The sequence below is a fragment of the Mesorhizobium loti genome (genome assembly GCA_014189435.1).
Classification (GTDB): Bacteria; Pseudomonadota; Alphaproteobacteria; order Rhizobiales; family Rhizobiaceae; genus Mesorhizobium; species Mesorhizobium loti_G.
The window spans coordinates 1024639-1042856 of sequence record CP050293.1 but is presented as its reverse complement, the minus strand read 5'-3'; the positions used below and the strand labels follow the sequence as shown (position 1 = coordinate 1042856).

Here is an 18218-nt window from a genome sequence, read left to right as displayed (position 1 = left end):
CCATCATGTGAGCGTCGCCGACGGCGAGGCCCACCGAGGCTGAGGGCGGTGATGCATTGAGGGGACAAATCTTTAGAAAAAACCGAGGCCTTTGTCGGATCGGCCAAGCCTCGTTCGTCCTTGGGGTACCGAATGGCAATCATGAAAGGACTTAGGATATGCCCGGCACCGTACGTTTGCATCGCGTTGTGACGACCAGCCCGGAGAAGGTCTATCGCGCCTTCGTTGAAGCGGATGCGCTGGCCAAGTGGCTTCCACCGAACGGCTTCACCTGCACGGTCCATCACCTGGAGGCAAAGGTCGGCGGCACGTTCAAGATGTCCTTCCGCAACTTCACCACCGGCGACAGCCATTCCTTCGGCGGCGAGTATCTCGAACTCGTTCCGGCCGAGCGGCTGCTCTATACCGACAGGTTCGACGATCCCAATCTGCCCGGCGAGATCCGGGTGACCGTAGTCTTGAAAAAAGTGTCGGTCGGCACCGAAATCGACATCACCCAGGCCGGCATTCCGGACGTCATCCCGGTCGAGGCCTGCTATCTCGGCTGGCAGGAATCGCTCAGAAACCTGGCAAAGCTCGTCGAACCCGAGATCAATCAATAGGCTTTCTGGCCCGCTCAAGCCTGAAACTTGGACTGTGGCGGGGGCTGCCATTTATCGCTAGCAATTCATCATCGCGTTTGGACGCGCCGGGCGCGTGTCGTGAAGAATGCAGCGGAGGCTAAAGGCATGACCCTGACCAACCGAGACATTGTCGAGTTGACCGCGTGGCGGCGCCAGTTGCACCAGAACCCGGAAATCTCGAATGAGGAGGAGAAGACGGCAAAAGAGGTCGTCGACTTCCTCGCCGACACAGGACCGGACAAGGTGCTGACCGGATTGGGCGGACACGGCGTCGCGGCTATATACGACAGCGGCAAAGCGGGGCCGACGGTGCTGTTCCGTTCGGAACTCGATGCCTTGCCGATCGAAGAACTGTCGGGCGTACCGCATGCCTCGCGCGTGCCGGGCAAGTCGCATATGTGCGGCCATGACGGACACACCGCGATCCTGGCATCACTTGGCCGCCAGTTGGGGCGCGAAAGGCCTGCGAGCGGCCGCGTCGTGCTGATGTTCCAGCCAGCGGAAGAAACCGGCAATGGCGCGGCCGGCGTCGTCGCCGATCCCCGCTTCGGCGAGATCGCGCCGGATTTCGCTTTCTCGCTGCACAATCTGCCCGGCGTGCCGTTGGGCGAAGTGCGGCTCAAGACCGGCGTGGTCAACTGCGCTTCACGCGGCATGCGCATCGTGCTGGAGGGCAAGACCGCGCATTCGTCCATGCCCGAGACCGGCACCTCGCCGATGCTGGCGATCAGCCAGCTGATGCCGGCACTGCCCGCGCTCGGCAGCGGAACCTTCGCCGACGACGATTTTTCCATGGTGACCGTCACCCATGCCGCGATGGGCGAAGCTGTGTTCGGCATCGCGCCGGCTCACGCCGAGGTTTGGGCGACGCTGCGCACCCGCCGCGACGAGCGCATGGCAAACCTGTGCGCCACCGCTGAGGCGCTGGTCACCAAGATCGCCGGCCAGCATGGTCTTTCTGCGCGTTGGGACTATCACGAGATCTTCGTCGCCAGCGTCAACGCTCCGGACGCGGTGGAGCATCTGCAACGCGCGCTCCAGGAAGAGGGCGTCGTGCACGGTGAAGAAGCCCTGCCGATGCGCGCTTCGGAGGATTTCGGCCTGTTCGGCCACAGCGCCTCGTCGGCGATGTTCTTCCTCGGTGCCGGCGAGCGGCACCCTGCATTGCACAATCCCGACTATGACTTTCCCGACGACCTGATCCCGGTCGGGTCCAAGATATTCATGCGGACAGCGCGCAATCTTCTGGGGTGACTCCATCCTGGATCAGTTCCGACTCAGAAAACCCGCTGCCGATGGACCATTCGCAGCTGGCCCAGCACATGCGGCGCGGGTTGCACACGACGCGTTCGTTCGAATTCGCGTGCCAGCATTTCAACCGCGGCCAACGCTCGTTCTTCCTCGCACTCGGAAATCTCGGCTGCTTCGTCAGCCGGTGGGTGCTGTCGTGACCACGGCCATGGTTGTCATCGTGAGCTGTCGCAGGCAATTTGCGTCACGCTTGGAAGGGCATGGAGGGGAGAGAACATGATTATCGACCACGCGCGACTGCTTACGTTCGCAACCCGCATCGTCGCCGCCGGCGGCAGCAAACCTGACGAAGCGGCCATCGTTGCCGAACATCTGGTGGAGGCCAACCTGCGCGGCCATGACAGCCATGGCGTCGGGATGCTGGTCGCCTATGTCCGCGACTGCGAGGCCGGTACGCTCAAGGTTAACCAGAAGCCGGAAATCGTCTCCGACACTGGTACGATCTCGGTATGGGACGCGCATGCCGGCTACGGCCAGGTGGTCGCCAGTCAGGCGGTCGAATGGGCGATCGAATCGGCCAGGAAGCATGGCGTCGCGGTCAATGGATTGCGCAACGCGCATCACATCGGTCGCGTCGGCACCTATGGCGAGATTGCCGCGCGTGCGGGCATGGTGGCGCTGCACTTCGTCAACGTCGCGTCAGGCCCGCCACCGGTGGCGCCGTTTCGCGGACGCGAGGGGCGTTTCCTGACCAACCCGGTCTGCATCGCTATTCCTGGCACAGCCAGCAACGAACCGATCCTGCTCGATTTCGCCACCAGCCGTGTCGCACTTGGAAAGGTGCGGGTGGCGCACAATGCCGGCAAGCCAATGCTCGACGGCGCATTGCTCGATCATGACGGCCAGCCAACGACCGATCCGTCCGTGATGTACACCGAGCCACGCGGCGTGATATTGCCGTTCGGCGATCACAAGGGCTCCGGCCTCGCGCTGGTGTGCGAACTCCTCGCTGGCGCCATTGTCGGATCGGCGAGCGTATCGACCAGTGTGCCGCCGGAGCGCGGCATCATCAATGGCATGCTAAGCATCGTTATCGATCCCAGCCGACTGTCCTCACGCGAGAGCATGCTGGCCGAAATCGACGCCATGATCGGCTGGGTGAAGTCGGCCAAGCCTTCCGACCCAGACCTCCCGGTTCTGGTTGCCGGCGAGCCCGAACGCATCGCGCGGGCCGACCGCATCGCCAACGGCATCGACGTCGAGGATGAGACGTGGAACCAGTTGACGGCGATCGCCGAAAGCTACCAGATTTCGCTCGATCACTGAATCAATGGTTGCTGAGACGCGCCACGAAAATCCTGCGGATGCGGCCGATGCCGCTTGAAGTACTGGACCTCACGCTCGTGCTTCTCGGCGGCCTCGCGCGATTTGAACGTTCTGCGCTTGTGGGTTTTGGGTCGACCTTCCGGCCGGTTCCGTCACCCATTTGGGCTGCGACGCGAAGTGACCGGCAGCGCTTGGCGACTTGCTTCCACCAGGGTGGCGAGAAACGGTTGGCGACCTATGTCGATGTGGGTGGGACACAAGGACGGAAATCAGGCCTCAGATCGAAAGGAACACGCAATGCCAAAGACGCCAAAGAACACGATTTGCCTCTGGTTCGACAAGGACGCCGAGGCTGCGGCTCGCTTCTACGCAGAGACCTTTCCCGACACCAAAATGGGCGCCGTTCACCGTGCGCCGAGTGATTTTCCGTCCGGCAAGAAGGGCGACGTGTTGACGGTCGAATTCACCGTTGCCGGGATTCCTTGCATCGGATTGAACGGCGGCTCCGCGTTCAAGCAAAGCGAGGCCTTCTCGTTCCAGATCGCCACCGACGATCAGCAGGAAACCGACCGCTACTGGAGTGCCATTGTCGGCAATGGCGGCCAGGAGAGCGCCTGCGGCTGGTGCAAGGACAAATGGGGCGTGTCCTGGCAAATCACGCCGCGCACGCTGACCGAGGCGATGGCAGCCGGCGGCGACGAAGCCAGGCGCGCGTTTGATGCGATGATGGAGATGAAGAAGATCGACGTCGCGGCGATCGACGCTGCCCGGCGCGGCTGACGCTCGACAGGCAGGGGTCGATGGATCGAAAAACTCAGTGGTGCATTTAAGCTTCGGCTAATAATGGCCTCTGGAGAGAACCAATGAAGAAGACGCTGCTCATTTTGAGCCTACTCATTCCGCTCGCGGCATGCTCCCGCACCGAACAAGGCGCTGCCGTCGGCGGCTTGGGTGGCGCAGCCATAGGCGCCGCAGTGGCCGGAGACCCTGTGCAAGGGGCCGTTGTTGGCGGTGCGGTCGGAGCGATAGCCGGGGCGGTCATCGGGCACGCCAGCGAAGCCGGCCAGTGCAGATATCGCGATCGGCATGGCCGAGTTTACATTGCACGGTGCCCGGACGGCTACTGATCTCAAGGCGCGTGATCTCTTTCGATCAGGCGCCTGCTCGGGGTAGGATAAGTGAATGGCATGTAAGATCAAAAAACTGCTGGGTTTCTGGTTCGCCGTTGTCAGCGCGGCTGCGATAAATGTTGGACTTACGACCGCGATCTCGGCCGCGCCTGTAGAAGCGAAGACGATTGCCGATCACTTCTCATCGGTAAAGTCCATGTCCGGGGACTTCGTCCAGTCGGGCCCAAAAGCGGAAAAGACCAGCGGCAGGTTTTTTCTCCAACGCCCGGGCAAGATTCGGTTCAACTATGCAGGCCAATCAGGGGTCAGCGTAATTGCAGATGGCAAATCCTTGGTGGTTTACAATAAGAAGCTCAAGACATCGCGGCTTTATGCGCTTTCGAAGACGCCGCTTAAGCTGCTGCTCGACAACAAGGTCGACTTCTCTGGCCGTCGCCTCAAAAGCATCAGAGACGACGGCGCTCAAATTATCATTAAGCTGGCTGACAGGTCAGCCTTCGGCAATTCGAACATCACTATGGTGTTTGACAGGAAATCGCTCGATCTACGCAGATGGAGCCTTACCGATGAAAGGGGCCTCACTACGACGGTCACGATATTCAATGTGAAGCAGGGCGTTCGCGCTCCCACGGGTACCTTCACTATCGACTATGCGGCAAACCGTGAATTCAACACCACAACGAAATAGCGGGCGGATCGCCACCATTGGTAGGCCGCGAGTCGGAGGTCATCCGGTCAAAGCCTGGCAGGCATCGTCACAATCGCAGCGACAGCTTTGTAGGCGCGATTGGATCGCGCCGCCTGCCACGGCGGCGCCCGCCATCGCCGGAACCAATCCGATCAGCGGCGGTTTACTCAATGAAGGGACCGGAACTCCAAAAGGACTCTGGACAAATGATTGAAATTCATAGCATCGAAACCGCCAATGCCAGACTGCGCATAAAAAGAGCTGAGAACTCTCTAAAGCGCGCGAATGACTTGCTAGATGAGGAAGGTGGCGTCGCCCTTAATCTCGCGTTGTGCGGACGGATAAGGGTCGCGCAAAGGCGCCTCCTCGAGGCCAAAGCACGCCTGACGACGATCGATCCCACCAGGACGAATTGATCCACGACGATCGCGATCTTCGACCTACTGTGAGAAACGGCGAGGTCTATCATGCCGCGGGGCTCGCGATGCTTGAGCAGCATATGCTGAGAACATCGAGCGCCCGGATGCCTCCGCGCAGACAGTCGAGCAAGCGCTGGCCAGGTTAGCGGCAATCGGCAATTGCCTCGGGCCCGCGTCGCCAGGGCATATGCCTAAGGCGGCCAAGCCAAGCAGCGTGCCGGTGCCGCTGACCATCGTCATCATCAGCGCAGCATCCAATAAGGTCGAACACCGGCCCGACATCGAACAGGGATGCTATTTGACCTTGATGACCACCTTGCCCTTGGCACGCCCTGTTTCGACGTAAGCCAGAGCCTCATTGGTCGCTTCGAAGGGAAAGACCCGATCGACAACCGGGCGGATCGCTCCGGATTCGATAAGGGAGGTGATCTTGCCCAGTTGCTCGCCCTGCGCCCACATGAAAAGGAACGAGAACTTCACGCCACGGCGCTTGGCTTTGGCCCGAATAGCGCGGCTAAGCAGGCGCAGCACCAGCCTCAGCACCACGTTCAGCCCCTTTTCCCGCGCAAATTCGGGATCAGGGGGACCGGAGATGGAGATGAGCTTGCCACCCGGTTTCAGCACATTCAGGGATTTTTCAAGCGTCTTGGCGTCCTGGCTATTCACCACGACGTCGTAGCCCGACAGGACTTTTTCGAAGTCATCTTTCCTGTAGTCGACGACGACATCGGCGCCGAGCCCCCTGACCAGACCGGCGCTCGCCGCGCTTGCGGTGGTCGCAACGGTCGCGCCGAGATGCTTTGCCAGTTGGATGGCGAATGTCCCCACGCCGCCGGAACCGGCCTGGATGAACACCTTCTGTCCTTTCCTCAGATTGGCCCTATCGATGAGCGCCTGCCAGGCGGTCAGGCCGACCAGCGGGATCGAGGCCGCCTCCTCCATGCTGAGGTTCACAGGCTTCAAGGCCACGTCGGCTTCATCCATGGCGATGAACTCGGCGAACGTCCCGATCCGGCCATCGCGCGGCCGCGCATAGACGTCGTCGCCGAGTTTGAATTTGCGGACTTTCGATCCCACGCGGACAACCCTCCCGGCTACGTCGTGACCCAGGATGAAGGGCCGGCGATAGGGAAGGATCAGCTTGAACTCTCCGGTTTTGACCTTGGAATCGAGCAGGTTCACCGCCGCGGCGTGAACCTCGACCAGGACATCGCTGTCCCCGAGCTCCGGCTCCGGCATCTCAGCCAGCCGCAGAGTGCCCTTCTTGCTATATTTATCGACGACGAATGCCTTCATGGCAGTGACTTTCTGAACGTGATTTTGGTGTGTCGCATGCGCGTGAAATCCTCCACCCCTCGGTTGTTCAAACCGGCAGGCGGAACTGCTTGCGCAGGCTCTTGTCGAATATCCCCGCCGGGGCAAAGCGGCGCAGCAGGCTGACCTGGCGCGCTGCCTTGCCTGCGGTGTAGCGCCGTCGCGGACGGGCATCGGTCGCCGCCTTGACGACCACCGCCGCCACCACCTCCGGAAGGTCGGCTACAGGCATCACATCGCGAAGGAGCGCTTCGAGCCCGGCTCGAGCCTGATCGTATTCCTTCAACAGCGAATCCGGCTGGATTCCGTTCTGGTCGAAGACGGTCCGCACGAATGCCGGCTCGATGACCGAGACGCGAATATTGAACGCACGAACCTCGTGGTCGAGCGATTCCGAATAGCCCTCGAGCGCGTGCTTGACCGCCGAATAGTGCGCTGAATACGGTGCCGGCACGAGTCCCAGCACCGAGCCTATATTGACGATGCGCCCTTCGCCACGCCGCCGCATCGACGGTAACACCGCATTGGTCATGCGGATGACGCCGAACAGATTGACGTCGAACAGGGCCTGCACCTGTGCGATGGAGAATTCCTCGGCGCCCCCAAGCAGGCCGACGCCGGCATTGTTGACCAAGAGGTCGATCCTGCCGGTCTGCGAGAGCACCGTCGAAACGAGTGCCGCGACGGCCTCACCGTCGGTCACGTCGCAAACCAGCATGGTCACTCCGTCCGGGCCGTTGCCGGCCTTGCGGCGGCTGGTTCCGAAGACAGTGAACCCTGCCCGTGCCAGGGCCTCGGCGCTGGCGCGGCCGATGCCCGAGGAGGCGCCAGTCACAACAGCGGTTTTCCCGGTATTCGTTTTCATTTCGTGCTCCAAACTCATGGGGGCTGGCTTTTTCGCACCCTTTGAATTACACTCATAATATCAAATTATGACCATAATGCAATAGCAGAAAGGAATGGCAGCCATGCGCTACGAAAAGGGCCGGAAGGACGCCTCGCGCGGCCGGATCATGGAGGTCGCCGCCGACCGTTTTCGCGGTGACGGCATAGCCGCGTCCGGACTGGCGACCATCATGATCGACGCCGGGCTGACGAACGGCGCCTTCTATCCGCACTTTCAATCCAAGGCGGAGCTTGTGCGCGAGAGCGTGGCGGCGGCCATGGAGCTTCAGGCGCAGCAGCTGGCGAAAGCCTTGGCCTCGGGGGGCGTGGAGGTAGCCATAGAGGCGTATCTTTCGGCTGAGCACCGGGACAGTCCCGAAAAAGGCTGCGCGTCAGCGGCGCTGCTGCCGGAGATCGCGCGCCAGCCGCCTGAAACGCGCGAAGTCTACACTGACCGCTTGCTGGCCCTGGCGCACCAGTTGGCGGAAGCGCTACCGCGGACCAAGGATCCGGAAGGCGTGGCGCTGGCTGTCTTTGCGACGCTTATCGGCACGCTCCAACTGGCTCGCGCCGTCAAAGGGACGGAATTGTCGGATCGCATCCTCGCAGCGGGAAAAGATGCGGCGCGGACGCTGATCGAGCAGCGCTAAGGCCGCGCCACCCATGGGCACGCAAAGGACATCCTCAGACGGTGCGACGCCCAAAACTCCGCATCGGCCCTTTCGGCAGGAACAGCATCGCCAGGATGATGGTCGGATGCGCGCCGGGTCGTCACTCCTCAGTGCCCGGTGCCGCGACCGAACGATCCGGCGTCCCTCGCCAGCACCAGTTCGGCATCGTCGGCGACATAGCTGACATAGCGGTAGTCGCGGATGACGCTGATCCGCCCTTCCCGCCACGCCAGCCACATGAAATGATGTGGCTTCGGATCGGCCTGGTGTTCGAACACCGCGATCACCTCGCGGCCTTCGAGCCATGCCGGCGTCAGCCATACGCGATCGCTCCTGGCGTAGATCGTGAAGAACATACCGACGTCGGCGGCGCCCGAGCGCGGCGGGTGCAAGGACTGATGAAGTCTGACGTCGTCGGCAAGCAGCGCGCGCAAGCCGTCCCAGTCGCGCTGGTTGAACAGGGTCGCATAGCGGACCACGGCGGCGGATGCGATGCGTGCATCGGCAAGCGGATTGGCCTGGGCATTGATCTCCCGAAGCCGGGCGCGGGCGCGCGCCAGATGCCCCTTCACCGCATCGACCGTGATGCCAAGCAGGGTGGCGATCTCGGCCAGCGGCTCGTCGAGCACATCTCTGAGGATGACGACGCTGCGCTGGAGCACCGGAAGCTCGGCGAAGCGCGACACGGCGGTTTCCACGGCCTGCCTGCGCATCAGCGTCTCCACCGGGTCGGCCTTGGTGTCGTCCGCAATCTCAAGCGCCGCCTCGATCGGCTCGGCGATGCGGATCGCGCGGCTGCGCAGCAGGTCCAGCGCGCGGTTGTGGGCGATGCGGAACAGCCACGGTCTGAGCTGCGGCACTTCGCACAGTTCGTCCAAGGCAACGAAGGCCCGCGCAAACGTGTCCTGCACGACATCCTCGCCGTCGATGACCGACCCCATCAGCCGCGCGCAATAGCGGTGCAGCTCCGGCCGCAGCGCGGCGGCAAGGGCAAGCAGCCCTTCCTGACGGTCGCGGTCCACGGCAGGTTTTCGCTCGCTCAAGCCGCTGCGCCCTCCATCACGATCACGCCCGCATCGCCGCTGAGGCCGAAGACGACGCCCTCGGCATATTGCGGGTCTTCCAGCACCGAAACCACCCTGTCGCCGAACGCCCGGGGTGGCATCGGCGCGCCGAAGCGGGTGACGAATTGTTCCGGCGTGATGCCTATCGAGCCGGCATAGGCGCCGGCCGCGACATCGCCGGTTCCGGTGCCGAGGATCATCTGCCGCGGCGCGATCGCCTGGAAGCGGATGCCGAGCTTCTTCTCCTGCGCAACGCCATTGGCATATTTGGCCATGAACCACAGCATGCGCTTGGAGCCGGCATAGCCTCCCGACATCTGCGATCCGGTAACGGCAGCACCGCTCGACCCCACCAGCACCCGGCTGCCCGGCTTGAGCGGCAGGTTGAGCGCCGCCTGCAGCCAGTAGAGCCCGGCCTTGACGTCGGTCTCCCAGGCAATGGAGAAATCCTCCCATTTCAGCTGATCCAACCGCCCCATCCGGGGCGTAGCACCGGCGTTCAGCACCACTATGTCAGGACGAACCTCGCCAAGAATGCGATAGGCCGCGTCCTTGTCGGTGACGTCGGCTGAGATGGTGGCGACCCCGAGCCGCGCCCCGACCACCTCCAGCGCCTCGGCGCCACGGGCAACGACGGTCACCTCGGCACCACGCTCGACCAGCGCTTCGACCAATCCGAGGCCAAGCCCACGGCTGCCACCCGTGACCACGATTTTTTTGTTCCTGAGGCTCATCGACCCTGCTCCATAGCTTCACTGTAGCTAGGACGTTTGAGGAGAGGGAAAAGAGTCAGGTTGCAGCGAGATTCTTAGGTCCACGACTTGTGCACTGAGGCTCTCATCGGTATCGGCGGAGCTGCGAATCTGTGTTAAGCCGCCGCCTAACCAACCAAAGGACGACACCTGTGAGCGAACTGACCGTGGCTGAGGCGACCGAAAATATCTATGCTTCGCTCCGAGCGGACAATGCCGACATCGACGCGCATATCGCGGCGCTTAAGGCGGCGCTGACACGAGAGGGGATAAAACAGGCGGCGTTCGATCCGACCAAGTTGGCGCAGAACAACCGCTCGGGCCGCAAGTTGATGCAGGCTTATTTTCGGCAGCGCGGCGTGAGCGTGAGGTTTTCGGACGAGTAGAGGCCCGCTCGTGGCGCATTTCTGACATTGACCGAATCCGACACGGCATCGGCTCTGGCTGCCAGATCGATGGCGGTCCTAAATATCGAGAGCGACCATCATGCCGCGGACTTCCGCCATTTCGAGCAGAAGATCCTGCAGTCTTTCATCCAGCGCGGCACCGGTCAGCGACAGGAGCTCGGTGATGCTCTCTCTCATCGATATGACGGCGGCGCCTGTCTTCTCGGCGAGCAGCCGCCCGATGGCCGCTCGGATCAGGTCGTCCTGATCAGACATTGCTTCACCTCCCAACGCTCCACAACCTCCCCTTGCTTCCCATGCCTCACCGCCGCTTTCGACGACAGAGCGTGATTTTCCTTACGGTATGATTTTTTGATGCGATATCGGCTGGCTTTGCTCATGCCAGCAGGTCGTCTGAAAGCGACCGATCGCTTTCATCGGTCCGCCAGTCGTTCAACGCCGACAAGGATGGCAGCAGCGAAAAATCGCCGGGCTGGACGGTCCCTATCGCTGCAAGCAGCGTCAGCGGCACTTCGTGCCGGTAAAGCCCGATGCACGCACGGCCTTCGACCGTTGCCGGCAATTCCGTGAATGTATCGAAAATCGAGAATGTGCCTGTTGGCTCTTCCAGGATTTCGAAACGCTCCATCCCCAAATCTCCCCCTTGCACAAAAGTAGCGACCAACGCCGATACCCCCAAAAGGTTCCCTCCGCGCGGTATTTTTTCGCGTCTTGGTTGTAGCGCATATCGGCTGGCCAGTCATGCCGTAGGGCTGCACAGTCAAAATCGCTGCGCACCATTTTAAATCTTGACGCGTGTCAATTTTTTCTAAAACATGCGGAAACGCTGGCAAGGCATCGGCCGGCGCTCTGGGAGGAGCAATGCCTGACATCGAAGAGCGCCCGGACGGGGGCTGCGACCCGCACACCACAAAGCGGACAGCAACCTATGGACGGATCGTCGCGCCAAGCGCCGGGGTCGCTTGCGCACCGTCGGACATTGCAGTCGCCGGACAGCGACATTGATGCATCCCATAAAACAATCAGGAGGAGGAAAAACCATGCGCGTGTTCAATTGCCTGAAACTCGGCACGAGCCTGCTTGGCGCCGGCATGCTTGCAACCATCGTCTCAGTGCCCGTCCACGCCGAGGATGCGGCGAAAGTCGCGGCCATCGTCAAAGGCCTCGACAACCCGTTCTTCCAGACCATGCAGAAGGGCATCGAGGAGCAGGCCAAGGCGAACGGCGTCAATGTCAGCGTCCAGGCCGCCGCCAATATGGGTGACGCAACCGGCCAGGCCGACCGCCTGACCGCCATGGCCATGCAGGATTTTGATTGCTATCTGGTCAACCCGATCAGTGTCTCCAACCTCGTCCAGGCGCTGGTGCCGGTCGCCCAGAAAAAGAAGCCGATCGTCAACATCGACTCGACCATCGACCCCGAACAGGCCAAGGCCGCCGGCTTTGCCGTCTCGACCTATATCGGCACCGACAATGTCGCCGCCGGCGCGCTGGCCGGCGAAGAGATGCTGAAGCTGGTGCCGAAGGGCTCCAAGGTGGCGCTGGTCGCCGGCATCGTCGGTGATGTCGGCTCCAACGCCCGCATCAAGGGCTTCAAGCAGGCCGTCGAAGGCAAGCTCGAAGTCGTGGTGATGGTGAGCGCCGACTGGGACCGTGAAAAGGCGTTGACCGCCGCCACCGATATCCTCGCCGCCCATCCCGACCTCGCCGGCTTCTTCGCCGCCAACGACATCATGGCGCTCGGCGTCGAACGCGCCGTGCAGACCTCCGGCAAGGACGTCAAGGTGATCGGCCTCGACGGCATCGTCGATGCGCTGAAATCGATTGCCGCGGGCGAACTCACCGCCACCGTTGCCCAATATCCCTATGTCGTCGGCGCCATGGGCCTCGAAGCCTGTGCGGTCGCGGCCAAGGGCAAGGAACTGCCCGCCAACGTGCCGGCGCCTGTGTTGTTGATCAACAAGGACAATGCCGAGGCCTCACTGAAGAACTTTCCGCGTCCCGGCGGCGACTATCCCGATCCCTTCCGCGAGATGTTGAAGTGAGCACACCAGCAGACAACGCGCCCGCCGCCCATTCGGCGGGTGCGGAGGAGAGCCGTCCCTCCCTGGCGGCTCTCCTCCTCGATCCCTCCTTCTGGGCCGACTGGGCATCCGTCGTCGGCCTGGTCGGCCTCGTCATCGTCTTCGGCATCGCCCAGCCGGTCTTTCTCAGCGTCGCCAACCTGCAGGCGCTGCTGCTGGCGGCGGCGATCCTGGTCGTGCTGTCGATCGGCCAGACATTCGTCGTCGCCACCTCGGGCATCGACCTGTCGCTCGCGGCAGCCGTCATGCTCGGCGCCATTATCCTGGGCCTCGTCAACGCCGCCGGCTACGGCATCTTCATCGCCTGCGTGCTCGCGGTTCTCGCCACCAGCGCGGTCGGCTTCCTCAACGGGCTGATCATCACGGCCGGCAAGATCCCCGATTTCGTGGTGACGCTCGGCACGCTGTCGGGCATCACCGGCCTTGGTCTCATATTGTCGGGCGGCGAGCCGACCATGGTCGGCTCGACCTTCTTGCTCAGGCTCGCCTCCGGCTCCTTCGGGCCGTTCGGTTATCCGGTGTGGGTGGCGATCGCGGCCGTCATCGTGGCGCACATCGCGCTCTATCACACGCGCTTCGGCGTGCATCTGCTGGCGACCGGCGGCCAGACCGAAAGTGCCGGCGCGCTCGGCATCCGCACCGATCGGGTCAAGATCGCCGCCTATACAATCTCGGGCTTCTGCGCCGGCATCGCGGCCATTCTTCTGGTCGCCCGCATCGGCTCGGCCGAACCGCAGATCAACACCAGTCTGCTGCTCAATTCGGTGGCCGCGGTGGTGCTGGGCGGCGTCAGCCTGTTCGGCGGCCGTGCCAGCATTCTTGGGCCGGCGATCGGCGCGCTGATGCTCACCGCGCTGGTCAACGGCCTGACCTTGCTCAACGTGTCGGCCTTCTATCAACCGCTTGCCGTGGGCGCCATCGTGGTGCTGGCGGCGCTGATCATGCGGTATCAGAAATGAGCGCTCCCCATCACATCCCCGCCACCGAGGCGATCATCGCCTGTGAAGGGCTGAGCAAGCATTTCGGCGGCATCCGCGCCTTCACCGACGTCGCCTTCCAGGCTCGTCGCGGTGAGGTCACCGCCGTCATCGGCGACAATGGCGCCGGCAAGTCGACGCTGATCCGCAGCCTCGTCGGCGTGCACCAGCCCGACGCCGGCAATTTGTTCTTCGACGGAAGGGCGCGGCCCTTCGCCAATCCCGACGAGGCGCGCAAGGCCGGCATCGAGACCGTGCACCAGAACCTGGCGCTGATCGACGAACTGACGGTGGCGCAGAACCTGTTCCTCAACCGCGAGATCGTGCGCCGCATCGGTCCCTTCGCTTTCCTCGACCGCAAGGCGATGAAACGCGAGGCCCGCTCCATGCTGTCGCGCCTGTCGATCAACGTGCCGTCGATCAACCAGCGAGTTCGGCGCCTGTCGGGCGGCCAGCGGCAGGCGATCTCGATCTGCCGCGCCGTCGGCTCCGGCGCCAAGCTGGTGGTGATGGACGAACCGACAGCGGCGCTCGGCGTGCAGGAGACGGCCAATGTCGAGGCTCTGATCCGGCGCCTGCGCGAACAATCGGTCTCAGTCATCCTGGTCAGCCACAATTTCGATCAGGTCCGCCGCCTGTCCGACCAGATCTGGGTGATGCGGGCCGGAAAGATGGCGGCGACCGTGCGCGCCTCGGAAACGTCAGGCAACGAACTCGTCGCGCTGGTCACCGGCGCGGCCTGATCGGTCAATCAACAGCTGGCCGTCCAGGCCAGTCCGATACTTGAAATCAAAGGGAGTTTGCGAGTGGCACCAATTCGTGTCGGGCTTGTCGGTCTTGGAGAGGTCGCGCAGTCGATCCATCTGCCGGTGCTGAGCGATCAGCGCGACCGCTGGGTGATCGCGGGCGTGTATGACGTGTCGCCGAGCCTGGTGGCGCTGTGCACCTCGCAACATCCGACGGCAAAGGCCTTCGAGACGGCCGAGGCGCTGATCGCTTCACCCGACATCGACGCGGTGTTCGTGCTGTCGTCCGACGACACCCACAGCCGCTTCGTTCGCGCGGCGATCAAAGCCGACAAACACATCCTGCTGGAAAAGCCCGCCTGCCTGACGGTGCGCGAGATCGACGATCTGCTGGCGCTGATGCCGGGTTACAAGAAAACCCTGTTCGTTGGCTATATGCGCCGATACGCGCCGGCCTATCTGGCGGCAAGGGACGAGCTGCCGGCGTACGCCGACATCACCCATGTCCGCATCTTCGACCTGATCTCGGAGGGCCGGCATTTCCTCAAGAAGAGCCAGAACGTCCTCTATCCCAGGGATATCGACCCTGCCCTGCTGGAGCGTGGCGCCAAGGAACGCGATGCACTGATCCGCGAGGTGGTCGGCGCCGACGCACCGGCCGATCTGGTGCGCGCCTATCGTGGGCTGACGGCGCTCTCCTCACACCACATTTCGGCGATGCGCGGGCTGATCGGCGAGCCGGCGCGCGTGCTGGCCGCGCACCGCACCAACGGCGGCGCCAATACCAGCATCACTTTCGACTATGGTCATTTCGCTTGCCTGTATGACGCTGTCGTCGACGATCTCGGCCTGTTCGACGCCATGATCGAGGTGCGCTCCAACACCAGGCGCGTGCGCATCATCTACGACACGCCCTACATCCGCAGCCTGCCGACCCGGCTGGAAGTCACCGACGCTGGCCCGCTCGGCCCGGTGACGCAGACCTTCGGCCCGCTCTACGGCGACGCCTTCTCCAACGAACTGGAGATTTTCCACCGCCACATCACCGAAGGCACCAAGCCGCTGACCGACCTCGCCGATTCCCGCCGCGACCTGGCGTTGATGGCCGAGATCATCGAGCGGATGAAGGAGGGTGGCGGGCGCTGAGGTATAACCTACTGCCCTACTGCCCTACTGCCCTACTGCCCTACTGCCCTACTGCCCTACTGCCCTACTTCACTTCCCACAGTGATGATCGTTGATCTTGTTCAACGCATTCGCGTCCGGTCCAACGCGATTGTAGGAGCAGGGTCCGGCCGCCGTCGTGAACAGCTGCTGATCATAGTAGCGCGGGCCGCCGAACAAGAAGTTGATGAGATCCTCATCAGCCGGAACGTAGCGTTCGGGTTGGACCCGGCGGTCGTGATGCCGGTCGCCAGCAAAGGCCGGGGCGCAAAGGCTCGAGCCCGTTGCCAAAGCGAGAGCTAGGATCGCAACGCATTTCGTGGTCATCGGCAACACCCTCCTGGCCATTCCTGAATTACACCATACATCCAAAATCGCCAGCCGGACAAAAGTTCCAACGAAGCGCGATAGGCTCTTGCCGAAGCCTGCGGCCTCGCTCATCCATAGGATTTTAACGCCAGCCTGGAACCAGCGATGACCGATGCCAGCCTTCATCTCGTCGAGGCGACGATCGACCAACTGCGCCGCGCGCTCGAGGGCGGCACCGTCACCAGCGTCGAGCTGGTCGGGGCGTATCTCAGGCGCATTGGGCATTTCGACCGCCACGGCATCAGCCTCAACGCTGTCCCGGTACTCAACCCTGACATGTTCGAGGAGGCCGCCGCCTCCGACCAGCGGCGCCGCAACGGCGCTGTGCTCGGACCGCTCGACGGCATCCCCTACACCGCCAAGGACAGCTATAAGGTTTCAGGTCTGACCGTGGCCGCCGGCTCGCCTGCCTTCGAGCATCTCATTGCCAACGAGGACGCCTTCACCATCGCCCGGCTGCGCGCCGGCGGCGCCGTGCTGATCGGCCTGACCAACATGCCGCCCATGGCCAATGGCGGCATGCAGCGCGGCGTGTATGGCCGCGCCGAAAGCCCCTACAATGCCGACTTCCTCACCGCCGCCTTCGCATCGGGCTCGTCCAACGGCTCCGGCACGGCGACGGCGGCCAGCTTCTGCGCCTTCGGGCTTGGCGAGGAAACCTGGTCGTCCGGCCGCGCGCCGGCCACCAACAATGCGCTGGTCGCCTACACGCCGTCGCGCGGTGTCATCTCCGTGCGCGGCAACTGGCCCTTGGTGCCGACCATGGATGTCGTGGTGCCGCACACGCGCAGCGTGGCCGACATGCTCGAACTGCTCGACGTCATCGTCGCCGAGGACCCCGAGACGCGCGGCGATTTCTGGCGCGCGCAGCCCTGGGTCAAGCTACCGAAAAGCGCCGATGTGCGGCCGCCACGCTATACCGATCTCAAACTGGCGGGATCGTTGAAAGGCAGGCGCCTAGGCGTGCCCAGAATGTATATCGGCCGCGACAGCGAGGCGGACAACCCGATCGAAACCCGCGCCTCGGTGCTTGCCCTGTGGGAGCAAGCAGCGGTCGATCTCAGGCGCCTTGGCGCCGAGGTGATCGAGGTCGATTTTCCCATCGTCTCCAACTATGAGCGCGACCGACCCGGCGCGCACAGCATGGTCGAGCGCGGACTGGTGCCGCAGGACTTCGCCGACCGCGAACTCTGGGAACTTTGCATCTGGGGCTGGGACGACTTTTTGCGCGCCAATGCCGACCCGGCTTTGCCCGATCTCGTTTCGGTCGACGGCCCAAAAATCTTCCCGCAGCCGCCGGGCACGCTGCCCGACCGCTATGAGGGCGGCTTCGACCTGAGGGAGTATGTCGAGCGGGCGAGAGCGGGCGTCACGTCCGTCCTGGACATTCCGACGCTAGAGGACGGCTTGAAGGGGCTGGAGGCGACAAGGCGGATCGATTTCGAGGACTGGCTGGACACGCAAGGCATCGACGCCGTGGTGCTGCCCGCCGCCGCCGATGTCGGCCCGGCCGATGCCGACATCAACGAGACATCCGCTGCGCTGGCCTGGCGCAACGGCACCTGGGTCGCCAACGGCAATCTGGTCTGGCGCCATTTCGGCATCCCCACCGTCACCGTGCCGATGGGAACCATGGCCGACATCGGCATGCCGGTCGGCCTCATTTTTGCTGGCAAGGCCTACAACGACGAAAGGCTGCTGCGCATGGCCGGCGACTACGAACGCTCCACGCAGCGCCGCACCCGCCCGCCGCGCACGCCGGAACTGGCCGATGATGTGTTTGCGAGCCGCCCCGCCCGAGCCGACGACGGCAAGGCGCCTGCGCTCACCATCACGCTTGCCGCCGAGACGCGAGCTTCCGGAGGTCAAGACGAGATCGTCATCACGCTCGACCTGCCCAGGGAGGCAGCCGAGGCGGCCAGCATCCAGGTGCATGTCAACGGAGAGGCCGTCGCGGTGCAGCGGAGCAGCCAGCGCTTCAGCGGACGTGCGCTCGTTCCGGCTGCCGAGCATCAGCGGCTGCACAGCGTCTGGCGCAGTCCGTATGGCTCGATCGTGACGGCGGTGGTGCGGCTTGAGGATGGGCGGACGGCTGGCGCTTATGCGGTCACTGGCGGCATCGGGTGAGGGAAGCCTAGTTTCGAAGCCCCCACAGCTTCGTCATTCTAGGGCGGAGCAAGGAGCGAAGCGACGCGGCGCAGACCCTAGGATCCATGCCGTGACTGAGACCAAAGAGTGCACCGGTCAAGAATTGTCGTCAGCACCGATCGCCCGCTACGTCGACGTGCCTTGCCCATGCCACGATAGCGACCCAAACTTCTGCACCGTTGCATCGCTCAATAGTCGCG

General features: G+C 63.2%; 20 protein-coding genes and 1 pseudogene. 14 read left to right on the top strand and 7 right to left on the bottom strand.

The window, feature by feature from the left end:
* Positions 1–158 precede the first annotated feature (158 nt).
* The 7 genes and pseudogenes from HB777_05000 to HB777_04970 all read left to right on the top strand — a co-directional run bounded on the left by HB777_05000 (position 159) and on the right by HB777_04970 (position 5018).
* The gene (locus HB777_05000; GenBank protein QND63328.1) at positions 159–602 is read left to right on the top strand and encodes an SRPBCC family protein; all 444 of its coding nucleotides are present in this window, start codon (positions 159–161) and stop codon (positions 600–602) included.
* Between the two features lie 126 nt (positions 603–728).
* Complete coding sequence (locus tag HB777_04995; protein ID QND63327.1) at positions 729–1877, top strand: amidohydrolase; 1149 nt, start codon at positions 729–731, stop codon at positions 1875–1877.
* An 80-nt stretch (positions 1878–1957) separates the two neighbouring features.
* Positions 1958–2154, top strand: a pseudogene (locus HB777_04990) (DUF599 family protein).
* The gene (locus tag HB777_04985; GenBank protein ID QND63326.1) at positions 2151–3200 is read left to right on the top strand and encodes a malate/lactate/ureidoglycolate dehydrogenase; all 1050 of its coding nucleotides are present in this window, start codon (positions 2151–2153) and stop codon (positions 3198–3200) included. The pseudogene HB777_04990 and the gene HB777_04985 overlap by 4 nt, the downstream one beginning before the upstream one ends.
* A gap of 297 nt (positions 3201–3497) precedes the next feature.
* Entirely contained in the window at positions 3498–3980 is a 483-nt protein-coding gene (locus HB777_04980) for a VOC family protein (GenBank protein QND63325.1), read from the top strand.
* Between the two features lie 83 nt (positions 3981–4063).
* On the top strand, positions 4064–4327 hold the full coding sequence (locus HB777_04975; GenBank protein ID QND63324.1) for a hypothetical protein: 264 nt from the start codon (positions 4064–4066) through the stop codon (positions 4325–4327).
* 55 nt (positions 4328–4382) lie between these two features.
* Entirely contained in the window at positions 4383–5018 is a 636-nt protein-coding gene (locus tag HB777_04970) for an outer membrane lipoprotein carrier protein LolA (protein ID QND63323.1), read from the top strand.
* A gap of 713 nt (positions 5019–5731) precedes the next feature.
* Here HB777_04970 and HB777_04965 read toward each other — a convergent pair.
* Both HB777_04965 and HB777_04960 read right to left on the bottom strand, forming a co-directional pair.
* Positions 5732–6733, bottom strand: coding sequence for an NADP-dependent oxidoreductase (locus HB777_04965; GenBank protein ID QND68659.1), 1002 nt, complete (start codon positions 6731–6733; stop codon positions 5732–5734).
* A 67-nt stretch (positions 6734–6800) separates the two neighbouring features.
* Positions 6801–7616 (bottom strand): oxidoreductase, encoded by an 816-nt coding sequence (locus tag HB777_04960; GenBank protein ID QND63322.1) that lies wholly within the window; start codon positions 7614–7616, stop codon positions 6801–6803.
* Between the two features lie 103 nt (positions 7617–7719).
* On the opposite strand from HB777_04960, the gene HB777_04955 reads away from it, so the two are divergent.
* Entirely contained in the window at positions 7720–8286 is a 567-nt protein-coding gene (locus HB777_04955; GenBank protein ID QND63321.1) for a TetR family transcriptional regulator, read from the top strand.
* Between the two features lie 128 nt (positions 8287–8414).
* Here HB777_04955 and HB777_04950 read toward each other — a convergent pair whose 3' ends face one another.
* Together HB777_04950 and HB777_04945 are read right to left on the bottom strand one after the other, a co-directional pair.
* Positions 8415–9350, bottom strand: a complete 936-nt coding sequence (locus HB777_04950; GenBank protein ID QND63320.1) for a sigma-70 family RNA polymerase sigma factor — start codon at positions 9348–9350, stop codon at positions 8415–8417.
* Positions 9347–10105, bottom strand: a complete 759-nt coding sequence (locus tag HB777_04945; protein QND63319.1) for an SDR family oxidoreductase — start codon at positions 10103–10105, stop codon at positions 9347–9349. Before HB777_04945 ends, HB777_04950 begins: the two co-directional genes overlap by 4 nt.
* A 131-nt stretch (positions 10106–10236) precedes the next feature.
* Here HB777_04945 and HB777_04940 point away from each other — a divergent pair, with 131 nt between their 5' ends.
* Positions 10237–10509 (top strand): hypothetical protein, encoded by a 273-nt coding sequence (locus HB777_04940; protein QND63318.1) that lies wholly within the window; start codon positions 10237–10239, stop codon positions 10507–10509.
* A gap of 78 nt (positions 10510–10587) precedes the next feature.
* Here the strand turns inward: HB777_04940 and HB777_04935 are convergent, their stop codons facing one another.
* Together HB777_04935 and HB777_04930 are read right to left on the bottom strand one after the other, a co-directional pair.
* A complete protein-coding gene (locus tag HB777_04935; GenBank protein QND63317.1) occupies positions 10588–10785 on the bottom strand; it encodes a hypothetical protein in 198 nt (65 codons plus the stop codon).
* 121 nt (positions 10786–10906) lie between these two features.
* Complete coding sequence (locus HB777_04930; GenBank protein QND63316.1) at positions 10907–11158, bottom strand: hypothetical protein; 252 nt, start codon at positions 11156–11158, stop codon at positions 10907–10909.
* A gap of 412 nt (positions 11159–11570) precedes the next feature.
* Here HB777_04930 and HB777_04925 point away from each other — a divergent pair, with 412 nt between their 5' ends.
* From HB777_04925 to HB777_04910, 4 genes are all read left to right on the top strand, one after another.
* Positions 11571–12575: a substrate-binding domain-containing protein gene (locus HB777_04925; protein QND63315.1), complete on the top strand. Its 1005-nt coding sequence runs from the start codon at positions 11571–11573 to the stop codon at positions 12573–12575.
* A complete protein-coding gene (locus HB777_04920) occupies positions 12572–13573 on the top strand; it encodes an ABC transporter permease (protein QND63314.1) in 1002 nt (333 codons plus the stop codon). The genes HB777_04925 and HB777_04920 overlap by 4 nt, the downstream gene beginning before the upstream one ends.
* Positions 13570–14334, top strand: coding sequence for a sugar ABC transporter ATP-binding protein (locus HB777_04915; protein ID QND63313.1), 765 nt, complete (start codon positions 13570–13572; stop codon positions 14332–14334). The genes HB777_04920 and HB777_04915 overlap by 4 nt, the downstream gene beginning before the upstream one ends.
* A gap of 63 nt (positions 14335–14397) precedes the next feature.
* Complete coding sequence (locus HB777_04910) at positions 14398–15483, top strand: Gfo/Idh/MocA family oxidoreductase (GenBank protein ID QND63312.1); 1086 nt, start codon at positions 14398–14400, stop codon at positions 15481–15483.
* A 69-nt stretch (positions 15484–15552) separates the two neighbouring features.
* Here the strand turns inward: HB777_04910 and HB777_04905 are convergent, their stop codons facing one another.
* On the bottom strand, positions 15553–15828 hold the full coding sequence (locus HB777_04905; GenBank protein ID QND68658.1) for a hypothetical protein: 276 nt from the start codon (positions 15826–15828) through the stop codon (positions 15553–15555).
* Positions 15829–15975: 147 nt separating this feature from the next.
* On the opposite strand from HB777_04905, the gene HB777_04900 reads away from it, so the two are divergent.
* Entirely contained in the window at positions 15976–17997 is a 2022-nt protein-coding gene (locus HB777_04900) for an amidase (GenBank protein QND63311.1), read from the top strand.
* The last annotated feature ends 221 nt before the right edge of the window (positions 17998–18218 follow it).

Bases quoted from the DNA above. Each gene is read 5' to 3' on its own strand.
- HB777_05000 (QND63328.1), top strand. From the start codon at position 159: ATGCCCGGCACCGTACGTTTGCATCGCGTTGTGACGACCAGCCCGGAG.
- HB777_04995 (QND63327.1), top strand. From the start codon at position 729: ATGACCCTGACCAACCGAGACATTGTCGAGTTGACCGCGTGGCGGCGC.
- HB777_04985 (QND63326.1), top strand. From the start codon at position 2,151: ATGATTATCGACCACGCGCGACTGCTTACGTTCGCAACCCGCATCGTC.
- HB777_04980 (QND63325.1), top strand. From the start codon at position 3,498: ATGCCAAAGACGCCAAAGAACACGATTTGCCTCTGGTTCGACAAGGAC.
- HB777_04975 (QND63324.1), top strand. From the start codon at position 4,064: ATGAAGAAGACGCTGCTCATTTTGAGCCTACTCATTCCGCTCGCGGCA.
- HB777_04970 (QND63323.1), top strand. From the start codon at position 4,383: ATGGCATGTAAGATCAAAAAACTGCTGGGTTTCTGGTTCGCCGTTGTC.
- HB777_04965 (QND68659.1), bottom strand. From the start codon at position 6,733: ATGAAGGCATTCGTCGTCGATAAATATAGCAAGAAGGGCACTCTGCGG.
- HB777_04960 (QND63322.1), bottom strand. From the start codon at position 7,616: ATGAAAACGAATACCGGGAAAACCGCTGTTGTGACTGGCGCCTCCTCG.
- HB777_04955 (QND63321.1), top strand. From the start codon at position 7,720: ATGCGCTACGAAAAGGGCCGGAAGGACGCCTCGCGCGGCCGGATCATG.
- HB777_04945 (QND63319.1), bottom strand. From the start codon at position 10,105: ATGAGCCTCAGGAACAAAAAAATCGTGGTCACGGGTGGCAGCCGTGGG.
- HB777_04935 (QND63317.1), bottom strand. From the start codon at position 10,785: ATGTCTGATCAGGACGACCTGATCCGAGCGGCCATCGGGCGGCTGCTC.
- HB777_04930 (QND63316.1), bottom strand. From the start codon at position 11,158: ATGGAGCGTTTCGAAATCCTGGAAGAGCCAACAGGCACATTCTCGATT.
- HB777_04925 (QND63315.1), top strand. From the start codon at position 11,571: ATGCGCGTGTTCAATTGCCTGAAACTCGGCACGAGCCTGCTTGGCGCC.
- HB777_04915 (QND63313.1), top strand. From the start codon at position 13,570: ATGAGCGCTCCCCATCACATCCCCGCCACCGAGGCGATCATCGCCTGT.
- HB777_04905 (QND68658.1), bottom strand. From the start codon at position 15,828: ATGACCACGAAATGCGTTGCGATCCTAGCTCTCGCTTTGGCAACGGGC.
- HB777_04900 (QND63311.1), top strand. From the start codon at position 15,976: ATGACCGATGCCAGCCTTCATCTCGTCGAGGCGACGATCGACCAACTG.